Source organism: Paenibacillus terreus, assembly GCF_042138595.1.
Lineage (GTDB): Bacteria > Bacillota > Bacilli > Paenibacillales > Paenibacillaceae > Paenibacillus > Paenibacillus terreus.
This window is the reverse complement of record NZ_JBHIRX010000014.1, coordinates 79,878-95,800: the sequence shown is the minus strand read 5'-3', so window position 1 is coordinate 95,800 and position 15,923 is coordinate 79,878. Positions and strand designations below refer to the sequence as shown.

Here is a 15,923-nt window from a genome sequence, read left to right as displayed (position 1 = left end):
TAGTGCACCTAATACAGATATTTTCAGTAGATTAAAAAACTCATTAAGTCTATATTTCTCATCGAGCCAATCTACGTCTTTTACTACCGAGATAACCGAAAATGTCTCAGGCCCCAAAGAGTAGAATTCTCGGACTTCCGGCACTCTTTGATTCTGGCATCCTGTTAATAAAATCAGGCCAATAAATGCCCATATTAATAGATGACTAATTTTCATCACAGCCCGGCCCTTTAAATGGAAATGAATTTATTCTTTCCTGTGAAAACAGCACAAAGACGTGCCCGGGCTGATCGCTACTCTGACCAGTGATTCCGGCACACGTCCCATGCAGACACAAAATGCAATTTATGGTCGACTCTCTCCACTATTTCTCTGCAATTACTATGTTTCAACCGTTCACTGATTATCCATCGCATATGCGCGCGCTGCATACAGGGCCGACTGCCAGCCTCCGTTGGAATATACCCAGCGGCTCATGCTTGTGCCCGATAGCAGCTGCGTCACATCCGCCGCATCTGTGACCACAAAATCGCAGGCATTGCCTTCCTGAATGCCGTAGCTCTCACACCCCACAATACCGGCAGGTATATCCGTAATCATCCGCAATAGCTGCATCAAATCCTCTTTGCCCCCCATATGGGCGGCATACGATGTGATTTGAGCGATCTGCGTCAGATCCGCGCGGCCGAACGGATGGAAGGGGTCCTGGATATTGTCGGAGGCGGCTGCCAGGGGAATGCCGGCAGCGAGCAGCTCGCGGATTCGTGTGGTTCCCCGCCTGACCAGCCCACGGTCCTCCCTTCCCTGCAGATACAGGTTAACGGCAGGCAGCGTTACGGCGTTCAGGCGCGCTTCTTCCATCTTCGTGATCACAAACTGCCCATCCTTTTCATCCATCGCGGATAGTGAACAGAGATGATCCGCCGTCACCAGGCCCTGATACCCGTAACGAATCGTTTGCTCCGCGATGCTCAGCACGGTCCTTTTTTCCGGATCATCGCTTTCATCCGCATGCAGGTCAACCGGCACGCCGTATCGCTCCGCCAGCCGGAAAATGCGGCTGATCTCACCTTCCGGATCTGCCGCAAGATGTGGAGCGCCACCCAGCACGTCAATGCCCATGCACAGCGCTTCTTCGACAGCTTCATCGACAGCGGCCTGGTCGCCGCGGAACGGAACCATCAGCGAATACTGGATATTCATGCGGCCGCTCAGCTTCTCCCGCACCTCCAAAGCCGCTTCAATCGTCCGAAAAGCCACCTCTCTGCCCAAATGGACAGGGAAATCGAGATGACTTCTTATCGTCGTCGTCCCATAGCTCAAAGCCATTCTGGCGGCCGCAAGCATGCGGCCCGCCAACTGCTCCATGCTGAAGTCCGGCACTGCCTGGCTGTAGTTCTGAATGGCTTCCTGAAGCGTACCCGAAATGTTGGACACCTGCCCGAGCGAAAAAGCTTTATCCAAATGCATATGGCAGTCTACCAAGCCAGGCAGCATAATCCCGCCCTGCAGGTCGATGCATTCCGCTTCTTCCAGTTTTTTCAGATCGGTACCAGCCAGCGCCGGAGCCATCGGCAGTGTCAAACCGGCGTCTGCAGCATCAAGGAACCCGTTCTGCTGCCGGATGCAAACCCATTTGCCGTCCTCCGCCTTCAGTTCATACAATTGGTTGTCTTCCCTGAGCGGAAGGCGTGTATTAATGAAATGCATGCGGCCGGCGGATTTGCTCATTGTGCTGTGGCCATCGCCTTGAGCACGGCCAAATCCTCCTCATCCAGCTCGGCGGCAGGACCTGCTTTGATCATGTCCGAGAACATTTCGTCAGGCACCATGGTCGTCAGACAGTACAGACGGCTGTTGCCCGTGTTGATAATGTCATGATGGTTGCCCGGCGGGATGATGATGAACGAACCCTGGCGGATCGGCGTCTCATATTCGCTGCCTACTTTGGCCAGGCCTTCCCCTTTGAGCACATAAAAATATTCATACGCTTCCCGATGCTCGTTGGACGGCGTTCTGCCCCCCACCTCGAAAATCTCTACAAATGACGTAAACGGCACCTGCTCCCTGTCGCACAGCAGCACGAATTTGTTCGTATCCTTGGCGGAAATTTTATGGACAGGACAATGCTCAAAATTACCGGCTACCAGTCCCGGAATATTTACCATATGCATTCAACCTCACTTTTTATTTATAAGAAAATGTTCCTCAGGTTCTTACAGGAAGCCTCAAATACGACGGGGCCTGCCCCGCACTGCGCACGGCTGTGGTTGCGATGTTCAACCCGCTTGTGCCCGTCGTATTCACCTCACCCTTGACACCGTTCGGATGGCGTGCGAACAGCGGGAAGGCACTCCCGGTCAATTCGAGCCGGACATAGCTGCCTGCCGGCAGGGTAGCTGCCAGCGGACGCAGACGGATTTGCGCTGTTCTCCATCCATTCTCCATTTCCGCCTCATTGCTGCTAATTTCCGCTTCTTCACTGCAAATTTCCGTACGGCCCACGCTCAAGAGCCGAGCCGCTCCACTCTCGGATACAATCGTCAACACAGCCACCAGATCGGTAGGTCCACCCAGCGTCTGATACTGTACGTACAGCTCGGGGGCTCCAAACAGCGGGAGCTCCTCGGCAAGCGGTCCGCCCGTATATACCAGAATTTCGTGCCGCTCTTGTACGGCACTGCGGTCAGACGGCAGATAAGAATCCAGCCGCATTGGCAGGCGTGAATCATACACGAATACATCCGGCACCGCTTCCTCCACATCTTCAAGCCTTTTTTCGAGCCTTCCCCCGCCGGATGCGCCGTTGGCCGGTGCCTGCGATCCGGACAGATAGAACACCTCGGACGGGGATATCTCCCCTGCAAAGACGGAAGGCAGTCTTTCCGCCATATGCCATTCATGGCTCAATTGATCGAAATAACGAACCGGCAGCTCTGCGGACAAATCAGCATCCCGCTTCCCCTTCAACCAGTAATCGAACCAGCGAAGCTGCTCCAGATGATGATCGCCGTCCGCCTGCTCGCCATGAACGATGCCGCCCGCCCTGCGTCCCCATGGAATATGGGCCCACGGTCCGACAACGAGCCGATGGAAGCACTCCGGTGTGGCCCCGGACTGCAGCGTCTCGAACGTCTGCAGTGTCCCCATCAGATATCCGTCATACCAGCCGCCGATATGAAGAGCCGGCACCGGCTGGGCGGTTATATCGGCAATCCAGTTCATCTGCTCCCAGTATTCGTCATACGCCGCATGGCCGATCCAGTCATAAAATGCGGGAAAGTAACGCTCCAGAATCGGGTGCTTTTCATTCAAGGGCATCTCCCAGAACATGTCCTCAGGGCTGCGCATGTACCGTGAACATTGTGCGGCCGTTTCATAATCCCCCGCCCTCTGCGCCGTATCCCGGGCCAATTGAAATGCCCAGGGCAAATGATTGCCGAGCGCAAAGGAGCCATGCGCATAAAACAAGCCATGGTACAGGTCGGCAGGACACATGCTGGGCGCAATGGCCTTGAGCGCAGGCGGGTGAAGCGATGCCGCCGCCCACTGCGTCAACCCCTGGTAAGAGAAGCCGTACATGCCCACCTCGCCGGATGAACCCGGCAGACCGGCCGCCCATGCAACGGTATCAAAGCCATCCTCGGCTTCCCGCACAAACGGCTCGAATTCCCCTTCCGACTCCCCCCGGCCCCTGACATCCTGGATGACGACAATATATCCCTTGCTTGCATACCAGACAGGATGGGCATGCGTCACCGTTGAAGCAATCGCCCGGCCATAGGGCTGGCGCATTAACAGCACCGGATACTCTCCCGTTTCATCCGGCATGTAGATATCGGCATACAGCGTGACCCCGTCACGCATGGTACAGGGAACCTTTCGACGGATAACCACATCTGCAAATTTCACATGATCCGCTCCTCGTATATATTTCTTGAAGGCTGTTCTTTCGTTCCTTTTGAGAATTTGTCTTATCAGACACTGCTTGCAGCGGGGCGCTTCAGCTTCTCCTGATTTAAAATTCCTTTTGGATCGTTGCGGTGCTTGATCTCCCACAATCGGTCATGGGCGTAAGAGCGTCCGCCATCCTTCAAGTCCCAGGTATGCGGATTATTGACCCTGACCCCGTTTTGCTTATATCGGTCCATTAGCTGATTCAGACGTTCCTCTGTTGAGAAGGGAACGAGCGGCAGGCCGGAAATGAGCAGATTTCCGTTTTGGCGGGCAAATTCAATATGATTCATTACCTCCGGATATTCTGCTTTCATGATCGCGATTTGCTCCAGGGCACGAGTTTGGTCAAAATTCAGCTGCAGATAGGTCAGTCCCGGATCCGCCTTTCTCGCCCATAAGGTGGTATGGTTCCAGGTAAAATCGGATACGCCAACTCCTTTGTGGTACTGCTCGGCAGAAACCTTCATCGCCGTCTGTCCGCCATACTCTGCTATGACACGCAAAAGCTGCTTTTCACAGTCCGTATCGATTTCAAGCAGTACAACAGTCCGTCCGGAGGGGAGATCAAGCGGAACAAAATAGGAGGAAATGGGCCATTCGTGAATGGAAATGAGCCTTTTCACCAGAGAGGAATCTTCAGCAACCGTCTGTCCGAAGCGAAATGCCTGCTCAAAGCTGTCGAAGGTCAGCGCCCACTGCATCCACTCCACACGCGGCGCAAGATTGATTTCCACCTCAGACAAAATGCCAATCGTACCGTAGGTGTGAAGGTAAGGCAGAATCTCATCACCTTGGAGCTCAATCGTGCGCGGCTCAGCCTCGACTGTTTTGATTTTCAGAGAACGTACGAGACCATCCCAGATCGTGCCCCAGCTGATGGAGCCAATGCCGCCGAATCCGCCGCACAGAAAACCGCCGATGGTTGCCGACTGAAAGGTGGAAGGCATCGTGCGCAGTTCATAACCCGCCTTGCGGGCTGTGGATTCCATTTTGCCGAGCCTTGCCCCGGCCTGGACCCTCATGAGGCCTTCTCCCGTTTCGAGCACCTTGTTATACTTGGCCAGATTCAGCACAATTCCGCCCGTAACCGGGACACACTGGCCGTAGTTGCCGGTTCCGTTCCCCCTGACGGTGACGGGCACGCCCGTTTCCGCGGCAACCGACAGCAGGGTGTTCAGCTCCTGCTCACTGCGCGGGCTGGCGATGCATTCCGCAACCTTGCCCTGAAGCTGTCTCGTCAGGACAGGGGAGAAGTGATGATAATCCATCGAATATTTGGCAAGCGCTGGCTCCTCCCACTGCAGCAGCTCAGGATCGATCCGTTCTTTCACAATTGCTGTCCAATGTTCATTCATTCCGTTCCCTCCCATGTGTTTTTAAGATTTAAGCGGCTGATTGTCACCTTCTTAAGGCTTTGGCAGGAACTCATCAGTGAACACCTTGCTGACATCCGGCTCGGATTTCAACGCTCCAATCTCCACCAGCTGCTGTCCCAGCTCAGCCCAGCGCTCCTCCGTCATATAACCGAGACCATGCTCCGCCGCATCGCCTTCATATACAAAAGGGATAAGCGTCTCCGCAGCGTAATTCAGCTTATCTTTGGTGAAATCCGGGTTTTCCTGCAAAATGACATCGTTCACCGTATCATAGTTGGTCTTGTAATAATCCCAGCCCTTCATGGAGGCCTCTACATAAGCACGTACGATGTCAGGATGGTCCTGAATATACTGCTCTGTTGTAAAGAGCACATTGGAGTACGGATTATAACCGGCATCCTCCAGCAGCAGGAAATTGACGTCCACGTTCTGCTGCTTCATTTCATAGGGCTCACTTGTGACATATCCCTGAATAGCGGCCTTTTCATCCGCCACGAAAGGAGCAAGCGAACCGGTATAGGCCATATCCTGCACCTGATCCAGATTGTATTTTTTCTTCACATAATCCCAGAATACCGACCCTGTTCCGACGTAAACGGTACGGTTATTCAAATCGGCAAAGGATGAAATATGTTGGTCGGCATGGACCATGAGACCTTGCGGGCTTTTCTGGAAAATCGTCGCAATCGCGACCAGCGGAATCCCTTGCTCCCGGGCAACAAGCAGCTGATCTGCCGTCGTAAGTCCAAATTGCGCCTTGCCGGAGGCCACAATTTGTGTCGGAGATACTTGTGGTCCTCCTGGCTGGATGGTCATATCCAGACCCGCCTCTTCGTAATAGCCCTGCTCCTTGGCTGCATACAGACCGCCATGTTCCGCCTGTGCAAACCAATTCGTCACCTGGGTAACCGCCGTCAGCTTCCCGCTTCCCCCCGCGGAGCCGGATGTGCCAGCCGTGGCTCCCTGCTCAGACGGCTGATTGCCGCAAGCAGCCAATAATGTTGATAAAGAAAGAACTGCGGACAGTAAAATAACAGATGCGGATATTCTGAACTTGTTCATCTCATTCCCACTCCCCAAGAAGAAATCTGAAGCTGTTTATTCGTCATCCGCTACCGGATTGCGAAGCGGCGCAAACCCACTGATTCTGCATTCGGTCGTATCTCCGCGCTGAATCCGGACCGACCCCGGGGTGCCTGTCATAATGACGTCACCCGGATAGAGGGTCATCATGTGCGAAAAGTACGAAACGATGAACCATGGATGATAGATCATACGGGCCACAGTATTGCTGTGAACGACCTCTCCATTCAGAACGGTTTCGACGGCCAGACTCTGCAAATCGCTGATTTCGTCAGGTGTGACCAGCTGTGGACCGAGGCTGAAGAACGTATCAAACACCTTGGAGCGCTGCAGAAATCTCGGATTACGGGCGTGGATATCCTGGCTTGTCATATCCAGCGTTGCCGCAAACCCCGCGATAACGTCATGAGCCCGCTCTTCCGGCACATGTTTGCAGGTTCGGCCAATAATCATGGCAAGCTCCGCTTCTGATGTCACATGTTCAGCTTGCGCAGGAATCCGGATATGCTCCTCCGGTCCGATCAGGCTTGTGTCCGGCTTCATGAAGCAAATTGGCTCGGCCTCTGGCGGAGTCGCCGCCAAATCAATCGCTTTCTGCACATAATTCATACCGATGCCCCAGATTTTGCGGGGCTGGCGGAAAAGCGGGGCTGGCATGGCATCCTCCGTCTGAACGGAAGGGATCGACGCGAGCTTGCTATCACCGCGCTCCCTGTACCAATGGATCAGCTGCTCCAACTGACCCTGCTGCAAAATCTCCATCACGGTCAGCCCCCAGGCGCTTCCTTCCGCCCGATTGATCTCCTCCATCAGAAAATACTGGCCGGCATGCTCCACCGCAGCCCGCTCTTCGCTGCCGGATTTCAGACTGACAAGCTTCATACAAGCTCTCCCGCGGCATGTTCCACCGACTTGTCCTTGAGCAGATCCGTAATTTCAAAATCACACAGCTCTTCAAGCGCCTCCGACAGGATGGCAGCAATTCTGTCCTGAATGGTGCGGCCTTTCCCGGGCGTGGCCAGGGTCGCGTCACCGGCAATGCCGGTAGCGGAAATATCCGCCATCTTCCAGCCGAATCGGATCTTGCCCTCAAGTGTCAGAAACCGGTATGGGGACATGTCGGGAAGCTCCTTGGCCAGGAACTCGTTTTGCACCCAGTCCGGCTTGATGGACATCACCACGGAAGTCTCATAATCGCCGCCATGAATCCCGTACTCCAGCTCCTCGGGAGAGATGAGGTCTTCCGCCACTTTGAGACTGCCGGGGCTGAGATAAAATACCATCATGCCCGTTCTGATCCGGATTTCACGGGAGGCGGTATTCAGCAGATCCATATTGCCGCCGTGAGTATTAAACAGCAGCAGCTTGCGGAATCCGCTCGCCTGTAGACTTTCCGCAATATCCAGCATGATGGCGAGCAGCGTATTTGCCGACAGGGAAATCGTGCCTGGCAGCCCGATATGCTCATTGCTCTTGCCATAGGAGACAGGGGGCAGCAACCATATCTCTTTGTTCGGACTTACGTGCTCCAGCGTCTGCGTTAACGTCGCTTCCCCGATCAGGGTATCCGTGTATACCGGCAGATGCGGCCCGTGTTGCTCCACAGCGCCCACCGGCAAAATGACCAGCGCTTTATCCTTCGGCATTTCCTTAATCTGCTTGCTTGTCAGGCGGGGCAGGAAACGCTCCTCCCATGCCGTACCCTCATATCTTTGAAACATATTGGACACCTCTCTTGTGGCTTTTGATGTTCTGGAGCGGCAAGGGGATACCCCCCGGCCTTATCGCTTTCAATGAATTGACCTGTTTATCTTTGTACTGTCTCAGCAAGGGACGCAGCCCATTCCAGGAGACGCAGATCCTGTCCCGGACCGGCGATGACGGAAATCCCCACCGGACAGCCCTGCACCTCTGCAGCAGGAATCGTCAGCTGCGGCAGGCCCGCCAATCCGGCGATACAGGTCAGCCGCATCGTTTTCACCCGGCGCTCTTCCACCTGCGGTCCGCTCATCGCGAGCTTCGGCGCTGCTCCGGTCGTCGTCGGGATCACCAGCACCGTGTCGCTGCCGAGCAGCTCTGCCAAGTATTGTCGAACCTCCGCTCGGCGTGCAGCTTGCTTTTCCATCTCGGCACGCTCAATGGTGCCGGCCCAGGAGAAGCGTGCGGCAATATCCGGTCCGAATACAGGCTGCTCTCGTTCGATCCAGGCACCATGCTCCTGCCATATTTCATAGCCCTGTATCGTTCTGAACATCGCCATCCATTCAGCCAACCCCTGTGGAGCAATGCGGATGGAGTCATGGCTCGCCCCCGCCGCGCGTAGCAGATTCAGGCAAGGGGCCAGTGCCTCGCTGCTCTCCGTGTCAGCCAGCTCCCAGGCATCTTCCGCCGTAACCACCCGGCTGAAGCCGGAAGCCGACGCCTCCTGTTGCGGCAGCAGTATTTCGCCCGCCAGGCGCAACGTTTCGGGATCACGCGCCATCCAACCCACCGTATCAAAGCTGGCCGCGAGCGGGATGACACCTTGCACGGTTACACTCCCATGGGTCGGACGCATCCCGTATACACCGCAGTATGAAGCAGGTACGCGTACCGATCCGCCCGTATCCGTTCCAAGCGCGAAGTCCGCGAGCCCTGCGGAGACAGCAACGGCCGAGCCGCTGGAGGAACCGCCCGGAATCCGGCCCGGAGCCTTCGGGTTGACAGGTGTGCCATAATGAAAATTTTCGCCGTTCAGGCTGAACATCAGCTCATCCGTATGGGTCGTGCCGCTCAGCCGTGCCCCCTGACACAGAAGCAGGTTTACCGCTTCGGCATGCTCGTGGGCAGGTCCGTGCGTTTCCAGCCAGCGCGGATTACCCGCTCCATTCGTATAACCGTGTACATCAAACACATCCTTGACCATAAAGCTGAGTCCGCTGAGCGGCCCATTTCCTGCCGGTTCAACTGTCATATGGTTGACAATGGCGTTCCACTGATCTTTCATTTCATCCTCCCATCCCTTCCGCTCATCCTTCCAGAGGTGTCCATTGTTCAGGTGTAATTTTCAATTTTGCGTGTTCCCGATCCGGTCAGTTCATCCACCAGCCAGGCGGAATCAGCGACAAAGCCGTAGCATTGTTTAATATTGTAAAGCGCTGCTTCCGAGCAGAATGCCGGCGAGCTCGTCGCCGAGCAATCCTCCAGCAGGATGCCGTCATATCCCAGACAGACCGCGTCCTGCAGCGTATGCATCACACATTGGTCCAAATTCACCCCGGCAAACAGCACTGTCTGAACATTCAGATTGCGCAAAATGCTGTCAAGCGGCGTATCCCAAAACCCGCTCATGCGGTATTTATCCACGTAAATATCGTCTGCAACCGCATCCAGGCCATCGACAATGGCCGCTCCCCAGCTTCCTTTCTCCAGCACCTTCGATCCGTTCCCGGGCAGCGCATCCCCGATACCCGTACCCCGGCCATCCGAGTTGTACACATGCAGCACGGATGGCGGCACATTCATACGGTCTTCCCGGTTGCCCCAGTTCACCCAGATGACAGGAACACCGGCCTTGCGCAGCTCGGGCAGCAGCCGGTTCAACCGGCTGACCGGCCTCTGCAGCGGCGCTGTATCCACGCCGATGGAATCCAGCCAGCCCCCGGGGGTACAGAAGTCATTTTGCATATCGATGACGATAACTGCCGTATGCTCAAGATCAAGGATCACCTTTTGCGGCTGTGCGGGCAGAGTTACGGACGGACCGGGCTTTTGCGTCCGCCGCAAATCCACCAGCATTTCGGACACCCGCCAATAGTTCCTTCGATTTCCCAGTTTGAACATATAAGTCCCTCATTTTCCTATAGATTGTTGCTTCTCCGGTCCGGCGCTAAGGCTTGGATAAATATTCTGTCGTGAACGCTTGGGTGGTATCCTGTTCCTTTGTCAAACCTCCGCTTTGCAGCATTTGCTTCTGCAGGGTGCTCCATCGTTCCGCCGTCATATGTCCGATTCCATTAGCTTTTGTCTCCTCATTCAGAATGAAAGGCTTCTCCTGCTCAGCCTCATAATTCATCGCATCCACCGTCATGTCCGGATTGTAGGTCTGAATAAAGGGGTTGACCGTTTCGTAGTTATCCAGATAGTAGCTCCAGCCCTTCTGGCTTGCCTGCACTACAGCCTCCACGGTATCGGGATGTTCTTTCAGATAGTCTTCGGTCGTAAAAAGGACATCCGCATAGTTTGCATAACCGGAATCGGCAATTTTCAGAACATCGACATCGATACCCTGCTTGGCAAGTGCGTACGGTTCGTTGGTAATGTAGCCCTGATTCAGCGAGCCGGGATCATTGATAAAATTGACAAGCTGACCGTTGTACTTCATTTCTTTGACATCCGTCAAATGGTACTGGCTCTTGATATATTCCCAATAAGGCACAGCCGTCCCGATGTATACGGTTCTGCCGTTCAATTCGCTGAAATCGCTGATGTTCTGCCCTTTGTGGTAAATAAGCACCTGCGGCGTATGCTGAAAGCCTGCAAGGATGCCGACAACAGGAATCCCCTGCTCTCGTGCCTTCAAAATTTCATCCGCGTACGAGATGCCAAATTGGGCTTTGCCCGCAGCGACAAGCTGCATGCTGGACACCTCCGGTCCGCCCGGCTGAATCGTCATATCAATGCCCTTGTCTTTATAGTAATTCTGCTGCAATGCCGCAAAATAGCCGCCGTCCTCCCCTTTCGCATACCACGCCTCGATCAGCCGGACTTTTTCCAAACCAGGGCTGTCTCCTTCTCCTGCCGCAGCTGAAGATTCTGGAGCCGAGGCATTGGAGCATGCGCTAAGAAGCAGCAGCAGTAAAGCCGTACCTGACAGTACCCATTTCTTGTAACTTAAATGCAGAAGATGCTTGGACATACTGCACCTCTCCCTGTTGTGATGTCATTTCATTGCTGATTCATGCCAGGACTGGAGCAGCCTGTTCGAAATCAAGTTGATGATCAGAAAAAAAGCGATACCTAGGGCGGATGCCGCCAAACCGCAGGCGAACAGGTACGGAGTTTGCAGGCGGGTGGCCGCGACGGTAATCCCGTATCCGAGCCCGCCCTGCCCGCCGCCGATGCCGGCAATGTATTCTCCCACAATGGCTCCGACCACCGAGCTTGAACAGGAAATCTTCAGCCCTGCCATAATGTACGGAAGGGCTGCCGGAAAGCGCAGCTTCCAGATCGTTTGCAGCTTGCTGGCATTGTAGAGATAAAACAGATTTTTCATGTTCTGATCCGTGGAGTTCAGTCCGATCAGCGTATTTGACAAAATCGGGAAAAAGCTGATCAGAAACGAAATGATGACAATCGCATTGATGCCTGCCCCGAACCAGATTACAATGATCGGTGCGATCGCAACGACGGGAATGGTCTGCAGGATAATCGCATACGGATACACACTTTTTTCCACCGTTTTGGACAGGGCCAGCAGAATGGCGATAGAGATCCCCAGCACGGTGCTGATAGCAAAACCGATCAGTGCCTCTACAATGGTTGTGCTTACCGAGGTGATCAGGTTGGTGCTGTTCTCCATCGCGGCTGCTGCAATATCGGATGGCTTCGGCAAAATATACGGCGGCATTCCGATCAGCCGTACGATCCATTCCCAGCCGCCGATAAACAGGACAAAGACGACAAGCGGAGGAAAAATCTTCTTCAGCAGGCTCATGAACGCATTTTCGCCTGCCGAAGCACCGCTGTGACTGCCGCCCCTCTTGCTGGAAGTCCGGATACCTGCCGCGGTTTCAACAGCCGGGCTCGTTGCCATTTTTTCCATTTCTCATTCCACTCCTCTCGTTTATCTCTATCAGTGCTTCAACACATCGGACACACTGCGCACATAATCGCCGAATTCCGGGCGGGTCCGGAATTCATCATCCCGCGGATAAGCAAACGGAATATCAATGATGTCCGAAATTTTGCCCGGGCGCGGTGTCATGACAACAACCTTTGTCGATAGAAAGACACTTTCAAAAACGTTATGGGTGATGAACAGAACGGACATTTTTTTGTCCTGCTCCCAAATGTTCAGCAATTCATCCTGCAGCGTCTGCCGGGTGATTTCATCCAATGCCCCAAACGGCTCATCCATCAGCAGCAACTTGGGCCTGGAGATCAACGCCCTTGCAATGGACACCCGCATCTTCATACCGCCTGACAATTCACGGGGCAGCACCTTCGTGTAATCCTTCAGGCCTACCAGCTCAAGCACCCGCTCTCCTTCTGCGATCCGTTCCTTCTTGGATACGCCACGCAGTGTAAGAGGCATCGTTACATTATCAATGAGCTTTGCCCAGGGCAGCAGAGTATGTTCCTGAAATACAAATGCGATCTCATTTTGCTTGCGCGCTTCTTTGGGTGAAGTGCCCAGCACGGACAGATGGCCGGAGGATGGTTCCGTCAGACCGGCAATCATATTAAAAATCGTCGACTTGCCGCAGCCGGAGGGTCCGACAAAGCAGAGAAATTCACCTTCTCCCACCTGCAGCTCCGCATGCTGAACCGCAATCGTCCCGTTGGGGTATATTTTGCCGACATCATTGATTACAAGCATGGAATGGCTCCCCTTCTCAGCGGGTGCCGTTTGATTTTGAGTAAGCTGCATCCTCATCCCCCTCTTCTCCTTGAAGTTGTGTCCCATCATAAAGCCAAAACTTTATTATGTAAATATTCATGACACAATTTTGGTTTTTGATCTAATGATGTGGACTTTGTACTGTTTTAAAAACATATTTTAAATATTTTATGTTATTTTATTTAACGTTAAATGTAACAAAACATTTGCAGAAAGCTGCGGAAAGCTTATATAATTTTCTAAAAGTGCGTGTTCAAAGAGTCAGGTTTTCAGCACCGAAGCTTATGCTTCCGAAGTGCGTTTTTTCAAAACGCTGGAGTTGGATGAAGCTAGGGACTGAGGAGCGGAGCGTACTAAGGGTACGTGAGCACCTGAATGTTTCCGCAGGAAACATGCTTCGGAAGCATACGCTTAGGCCCGGCTGAATTCAAGATTCGATGTCGAGTCCGCTTCCTGATTTACTTCGTGATCAAAAGATGACTTTTTGAACTACCTCTAAAAACCTGTGTCAGAGATTACAGGCGCGCACTTGTCTGCGGTTTAAGCATCATTTTTGAGAAGGAGCGATTTGACATGCATTTAACCGTAGAGGATGCTTTAACGATCTATCCGTTATCGGAAGGAAAGCTGGCGGCGGGCAAAAAAGGAGTGACCCGCATGATCAGCTCGATTAACTTGATGGATGCGCCGGATGTCATTAACTGGATGAAGGAAGGGGAACTGCTGCTGACGACGGCTTATGCCATCAGGGATTCACCTGAGGAATTTGTTACTCTGCTGCAAAAGCTGAATGAACGGGGTTCCTCGGGGCTTGGCATCAAACTTGGCCGGTACTGGTCGGAAATCCCCGAGATCGTTCTGCTTGAAGCCGACCGGCTGAGCTTTCCACTGATCGAGCTGCCCTTTGAATTCACCTTTTCCGAACAAATCACCGCACTCTTTCAGTCCGAGTTTCAACGCGATACACGAAGACTGAACGAACTGCTGGAAACACAGAAAAAGCTTGTGGATTTTGCCATGCAGGCGGATGAGTATACAAATTATTTCCAGGGGATTACAAGCATTTTGGGGCGTCCTGTCGCCGTCGTGACTGCCGAGGGACTGGTTCTGCACAATGTAACCGGCTGTTCTGAACAAGAACTGCTGAGCGATTGGCCCTGGCATCTGGACAATCGGTTTTATAAAGCGGCGGGCAAGCTGCTGTACCGGACTCCACTGCTGAAAAGCGGAACATCTTTCGGTTATCTGCTGGTACAGACCAGGAATTTGCAGGAAGCGAATGAAATGGAGGGAATTTTTCATCAGGCCGCCGTCATCCTCTCCTATCACTTGGAGATCATCCGGAATCAGGAGGCTGCCGCCGCAGGGAGACGGCTCGGCATGACATTGGAGCGTTACCTGAAAGGAAACGCCTCCCCGCAAACCGTGCTTGAATTTGCAGAGGTGCTGGGGAGCGGCTTCTGGGACTTCCCTTATGTATGCATGATATCTTCAGCGGATACAAGTGCATGGGATCAGGACAGACGGCGCCGCCGACTGCGGGAAATTCAGGAGAGACTGCAGGAGCATCCGAAGACAGCCTCTCTGGAATCCCATCATTTTTATGTGATGAATCGTGTATATTCCCTTTTGCGGATTCCGAAGGGAGAGGCCGGGGAGCGCAAGCAGTATGAGCAGACAGCGCGCTTGTATGCGGATCTGATGAACGCATGGGGCTATGGAAACGGGGTAAACGCATGTTATATCAGCAAAATCAGGACAGGTATCGATTCATTAATCGACGGCTTCCGGGAGTGTGCGGAGGCCGAAAGAATCAGCGTGGAGCTGGGCATAACCGAACAAGTTGTCCTGTTTGCCGATCTGGAATTCGCGTATCTCTTCCGCCACCTTCCCCAGGAGGTCATGAATAGATATTGCTCCTATTTATTCCGCCCTCTGCTGGATAAAGACGAGGAATACGCCGGCGAAATGATGCGTACGCTTGAAGCTTATTTTGCCAACAACGGCCAGGTGAATGATACCGCGCGTGAGCTGTTCATCCACCGCAATACGGTTCTTTATCGAATGGAGAAAATTGCGGGACTGCTGAATCTGGATTTAAAGAATACCGATGATTTGCTGAAGTTGAAGCTTGGGTTGATGTTTCGGCATCTGCTGCCGAACGGCGGAAAGGCTTAATTCTGATACCTACTTAAAGGGTCAAGAAGAAATCGCCGATTTCCTGCGATTGTTATGGCAAAAAGGTCGAAACAGGGGCAAGTTCCCTGTTCTCGGCCTTTGTCCCTCATACCCACGATAGTAAAGTGGACTTTCATAATTCGAACTCTAGTTTGTTATTTATTTCTTGTTACTTGAACTTTCATAATTTATTAATCAACTGAATTTAGTTTGCTTTTTATTACAGAAAATCCGATACCACTTCACCAAAACGTTCTACCTGGTTCGTTTCAGTTCAACTTCCTGCTGGATAGAGCGGGCAGAAAGCAGCTCAATGATATTATGTTGATTATCCAAGATGGTTTCCATCTTTACAACATGTTCATTGGTATCCAGTACGGCTTGCTTAATAAACTCTTGCTCAGTTATCAGGTGGTTTAATTGATCGTTAATAGGAGCGAATTCTTTCTTCATCGACTCTTGCTCGGTTTTCAGGTGGTTTAATTGATCGTTAATAGGAACTAATTCTTCCTTTATGACTGAACGCAGCAGATCTTTTAATTCATTGTTCATAAGCTCCACTCCTTCAACATTGTAAATTTCATTTTTTTACCTCTTATGGCTAAAGCCACGAGATTCTTGGGTAGTCCGTTCTACTGAACAGAAACGAACCTGCGTCTGTACTCCCCATTCGAATGAACATCTCTTTCGCATAATCAGATACGGGCCCCGATAATAACTTATTTACG

At 52.8% G+C, this 15,923-nt stretch carries 14 protein-coding genes; 1 reads left to right on the top strand and 13 read right to left on the bottom strand.

Features of this window, described 5'->3' with window-relative positions:
- Window positions 1-396 precede the first annotated feature (396 nt).
- The 12 genes from ACE5KN_RS22010 to ACE5KN_RS21955 all read right to left on the bottom strand — a co-directional run bounded on the left by ACE5KN_RS22010 (window position 397) and on the right by ACE5KN_RS21955 (window position 13,047).
- On the bottom strand, window positions 397-1,731 hold the full coding sequence (locus ACE5KN_RS22010; RefSeq protein ID WP_375524100.1) for an amidohydrolase family protein: 1,335 nt from the start codon (window positions 1,729-1,731) through the stop codon (window positions 397-399).
- Window positions 1,728-2,168 (bottom strand): cupin domain-containing protein, encoded by a 441-nt coding sequence (locus ACE5KN_RS22005; protein ID WP_375524099.1) that lies wholly within the window; start codon window positions 2,166-2,168, stop codon window positions 1,728-1,730. Before ACE5KN_RS22005 ends, ACE5KN_RS22010 begins: the two co-directional genes overlap by 4 nt.
- A gap of 40 nt (window positions 2,169-2,208) precedes the next feature.
- Entirely contained in the window at window positions 2,209-3,912 is a 1,704-nt protein-coding gene (locus ACE5KN_RS22000; RefSeq protein ID WP_375524098.1) for a CocE/NonD family hydrolase, read from the bottom strand.
- Between the two features lie 65 nt (window positions 3,913-3,977).
- Window positions 3,978-5,312 (bottom strand): FAD-binding oxidoreductase, encoded by a 1,335-nt coding sequence (locus tag ACE5KN_RS21995; protein WP_375524097.1) that lies wholly within the window; start codon window positions 5,310-5,312, stop codon window positions 3,978-3,980.
- 51 nt (window positions 5,313-5,363) lie between these two features.
- Window positions 5,364-6,395 carry an ABC transporter substrate-binding protein gene (locus ACE5KN_RS21990; RefSeq protein ID WP_375524096.1) on the bottom strand — a complete coding sequence of 344 codons (1,032 nt, stop codon included), beginning with the start codon at window positions 6,393-6,395 and terminating at the stop codon, window positions 5,364-5,366.
- A 36-nt stretch (window positions 6,396-6,431) separates the two neighbouring features.
- Window positions 6,432-7,298: a fumarylacetoacetate hydrolase family protein gene (locus ACE5KN_RS21985; RefSeq protein ID WP_375524095.1), complete on the bottom strand. Its 867-nt coding sequence runs from the start codon at window positions 7,296-7,298 to the stop codon at window positions 6,432-6,434.
- Window positions 7,295-8,137 carry a creatininase family protein gene (locus tag ACE5KN_RS21980; RefSeq protein WP_375524094.1) on the bottom strand — a complete coding sequence of 281 codons (843 nt, stop codon included), beginning with the start codon at window positions 8,135-8,137 and terminating at the stop codon, window positions 7,295-7,297. The genes ACE5KN_RS21985 and ACE5KN_RS21980 overlap by 4 nt, the downstream gene beginning before the upstream one ends.
- A gap of 86 nt (window positions 8,138-8,223) precedes the next feature.
- Complete coding sequence (locus ACE5KN_RS21975; RefSeq protein ID WP_375524093.1) at window positions 8,224-9,402, bottom strand: amidase; 1,179 nt, start codon at window positions 9,400-9,402, stop codon at window positions 8,224-8,226.
- Window positions 9,403-9,449: 47 nt separating this feature from the next.
- Window positions 9,450-10,238 carry a cysteine hydrolase family protein gene (locus ACE5KN_RS21970; protein ID WP_375524092.1) on the bottom strand — a complete coding sequence of 263 codons (789 nt, stop codon included), beginning with the start codon at window positions 10,236-10,238 and terminating at the stop codon, window positions 9,450-9,452.
- A gap of 46 nt (window positions 10,239-10,284) precedes the next feature.
- Entirely contained in the window at window positions 10,285-11,313 is a 1,029-nt protein-coding gene (locus tag ACE5KN_RS21965) for an ABC transporter substrate-binding protein (protein ID WP_375524091.1), read from the bottom strand.
- A 24-nt stretch (window positions 11,314-11,337) separates the two neighbouring features.
- Complete coding sequence (locus ACE5KN_RS21960; RefSeq protein ID WP_375524221.1) at window positions 11,338-12,111, bottom strand: ABC transporter permease; 774 nt, start codon at window positions 12,109-12,111, stop codon at window positions 11,338-11,340.
- Window positions 12,112-12,249: 138 nt separating this feature from the next.
- Entirely contained in the window at window positions 12,250-13,047 is a 798-nt protein-coding gene (locus tag ACE5KN_RS21955; protein WP_375524090.1) for an ABC transporter ATP-binding protein, read from the bottom strand.
- Between the two features lie 543 nt (window positions 13,048-13,590).
- On the opposite strand from ACE5KN_RS21955, the gene ACE5KN_RS21950 reads away from it, so the two are divergent.
- Window positions 13,591-15,195, top strand: a complete 1,605-nt coding sequence (locus tag ACE5KN_RS21950) for a PucR family transcriptional regulator (RefSeq protein ID WP_375524089.1) — start codon at window positions 13,591-13,593, stop codon at window positions 15,193-15,195.
- A gap of 255 nt (window positions 15,196-15,450) precedes the next feature.
- Here ACE5KN_RS21950 and ACE5KN_RS21945 read toward each other — a convergent pair whose 3' ends face one another.
- Window positions 15,451-15,747, bottom strand: a complete 297-nt coding sequence (locus tag ACE5KN_RS21945) for a hypothetical protein (RefSeq protein WP_375524088.1) — start codon at window positions 15,745-15,747, stop codon at window positions 15,451-15,453.
- Between the last annotated feature and the right edge of the window lie 176 nt (window positions 15,748-15,923).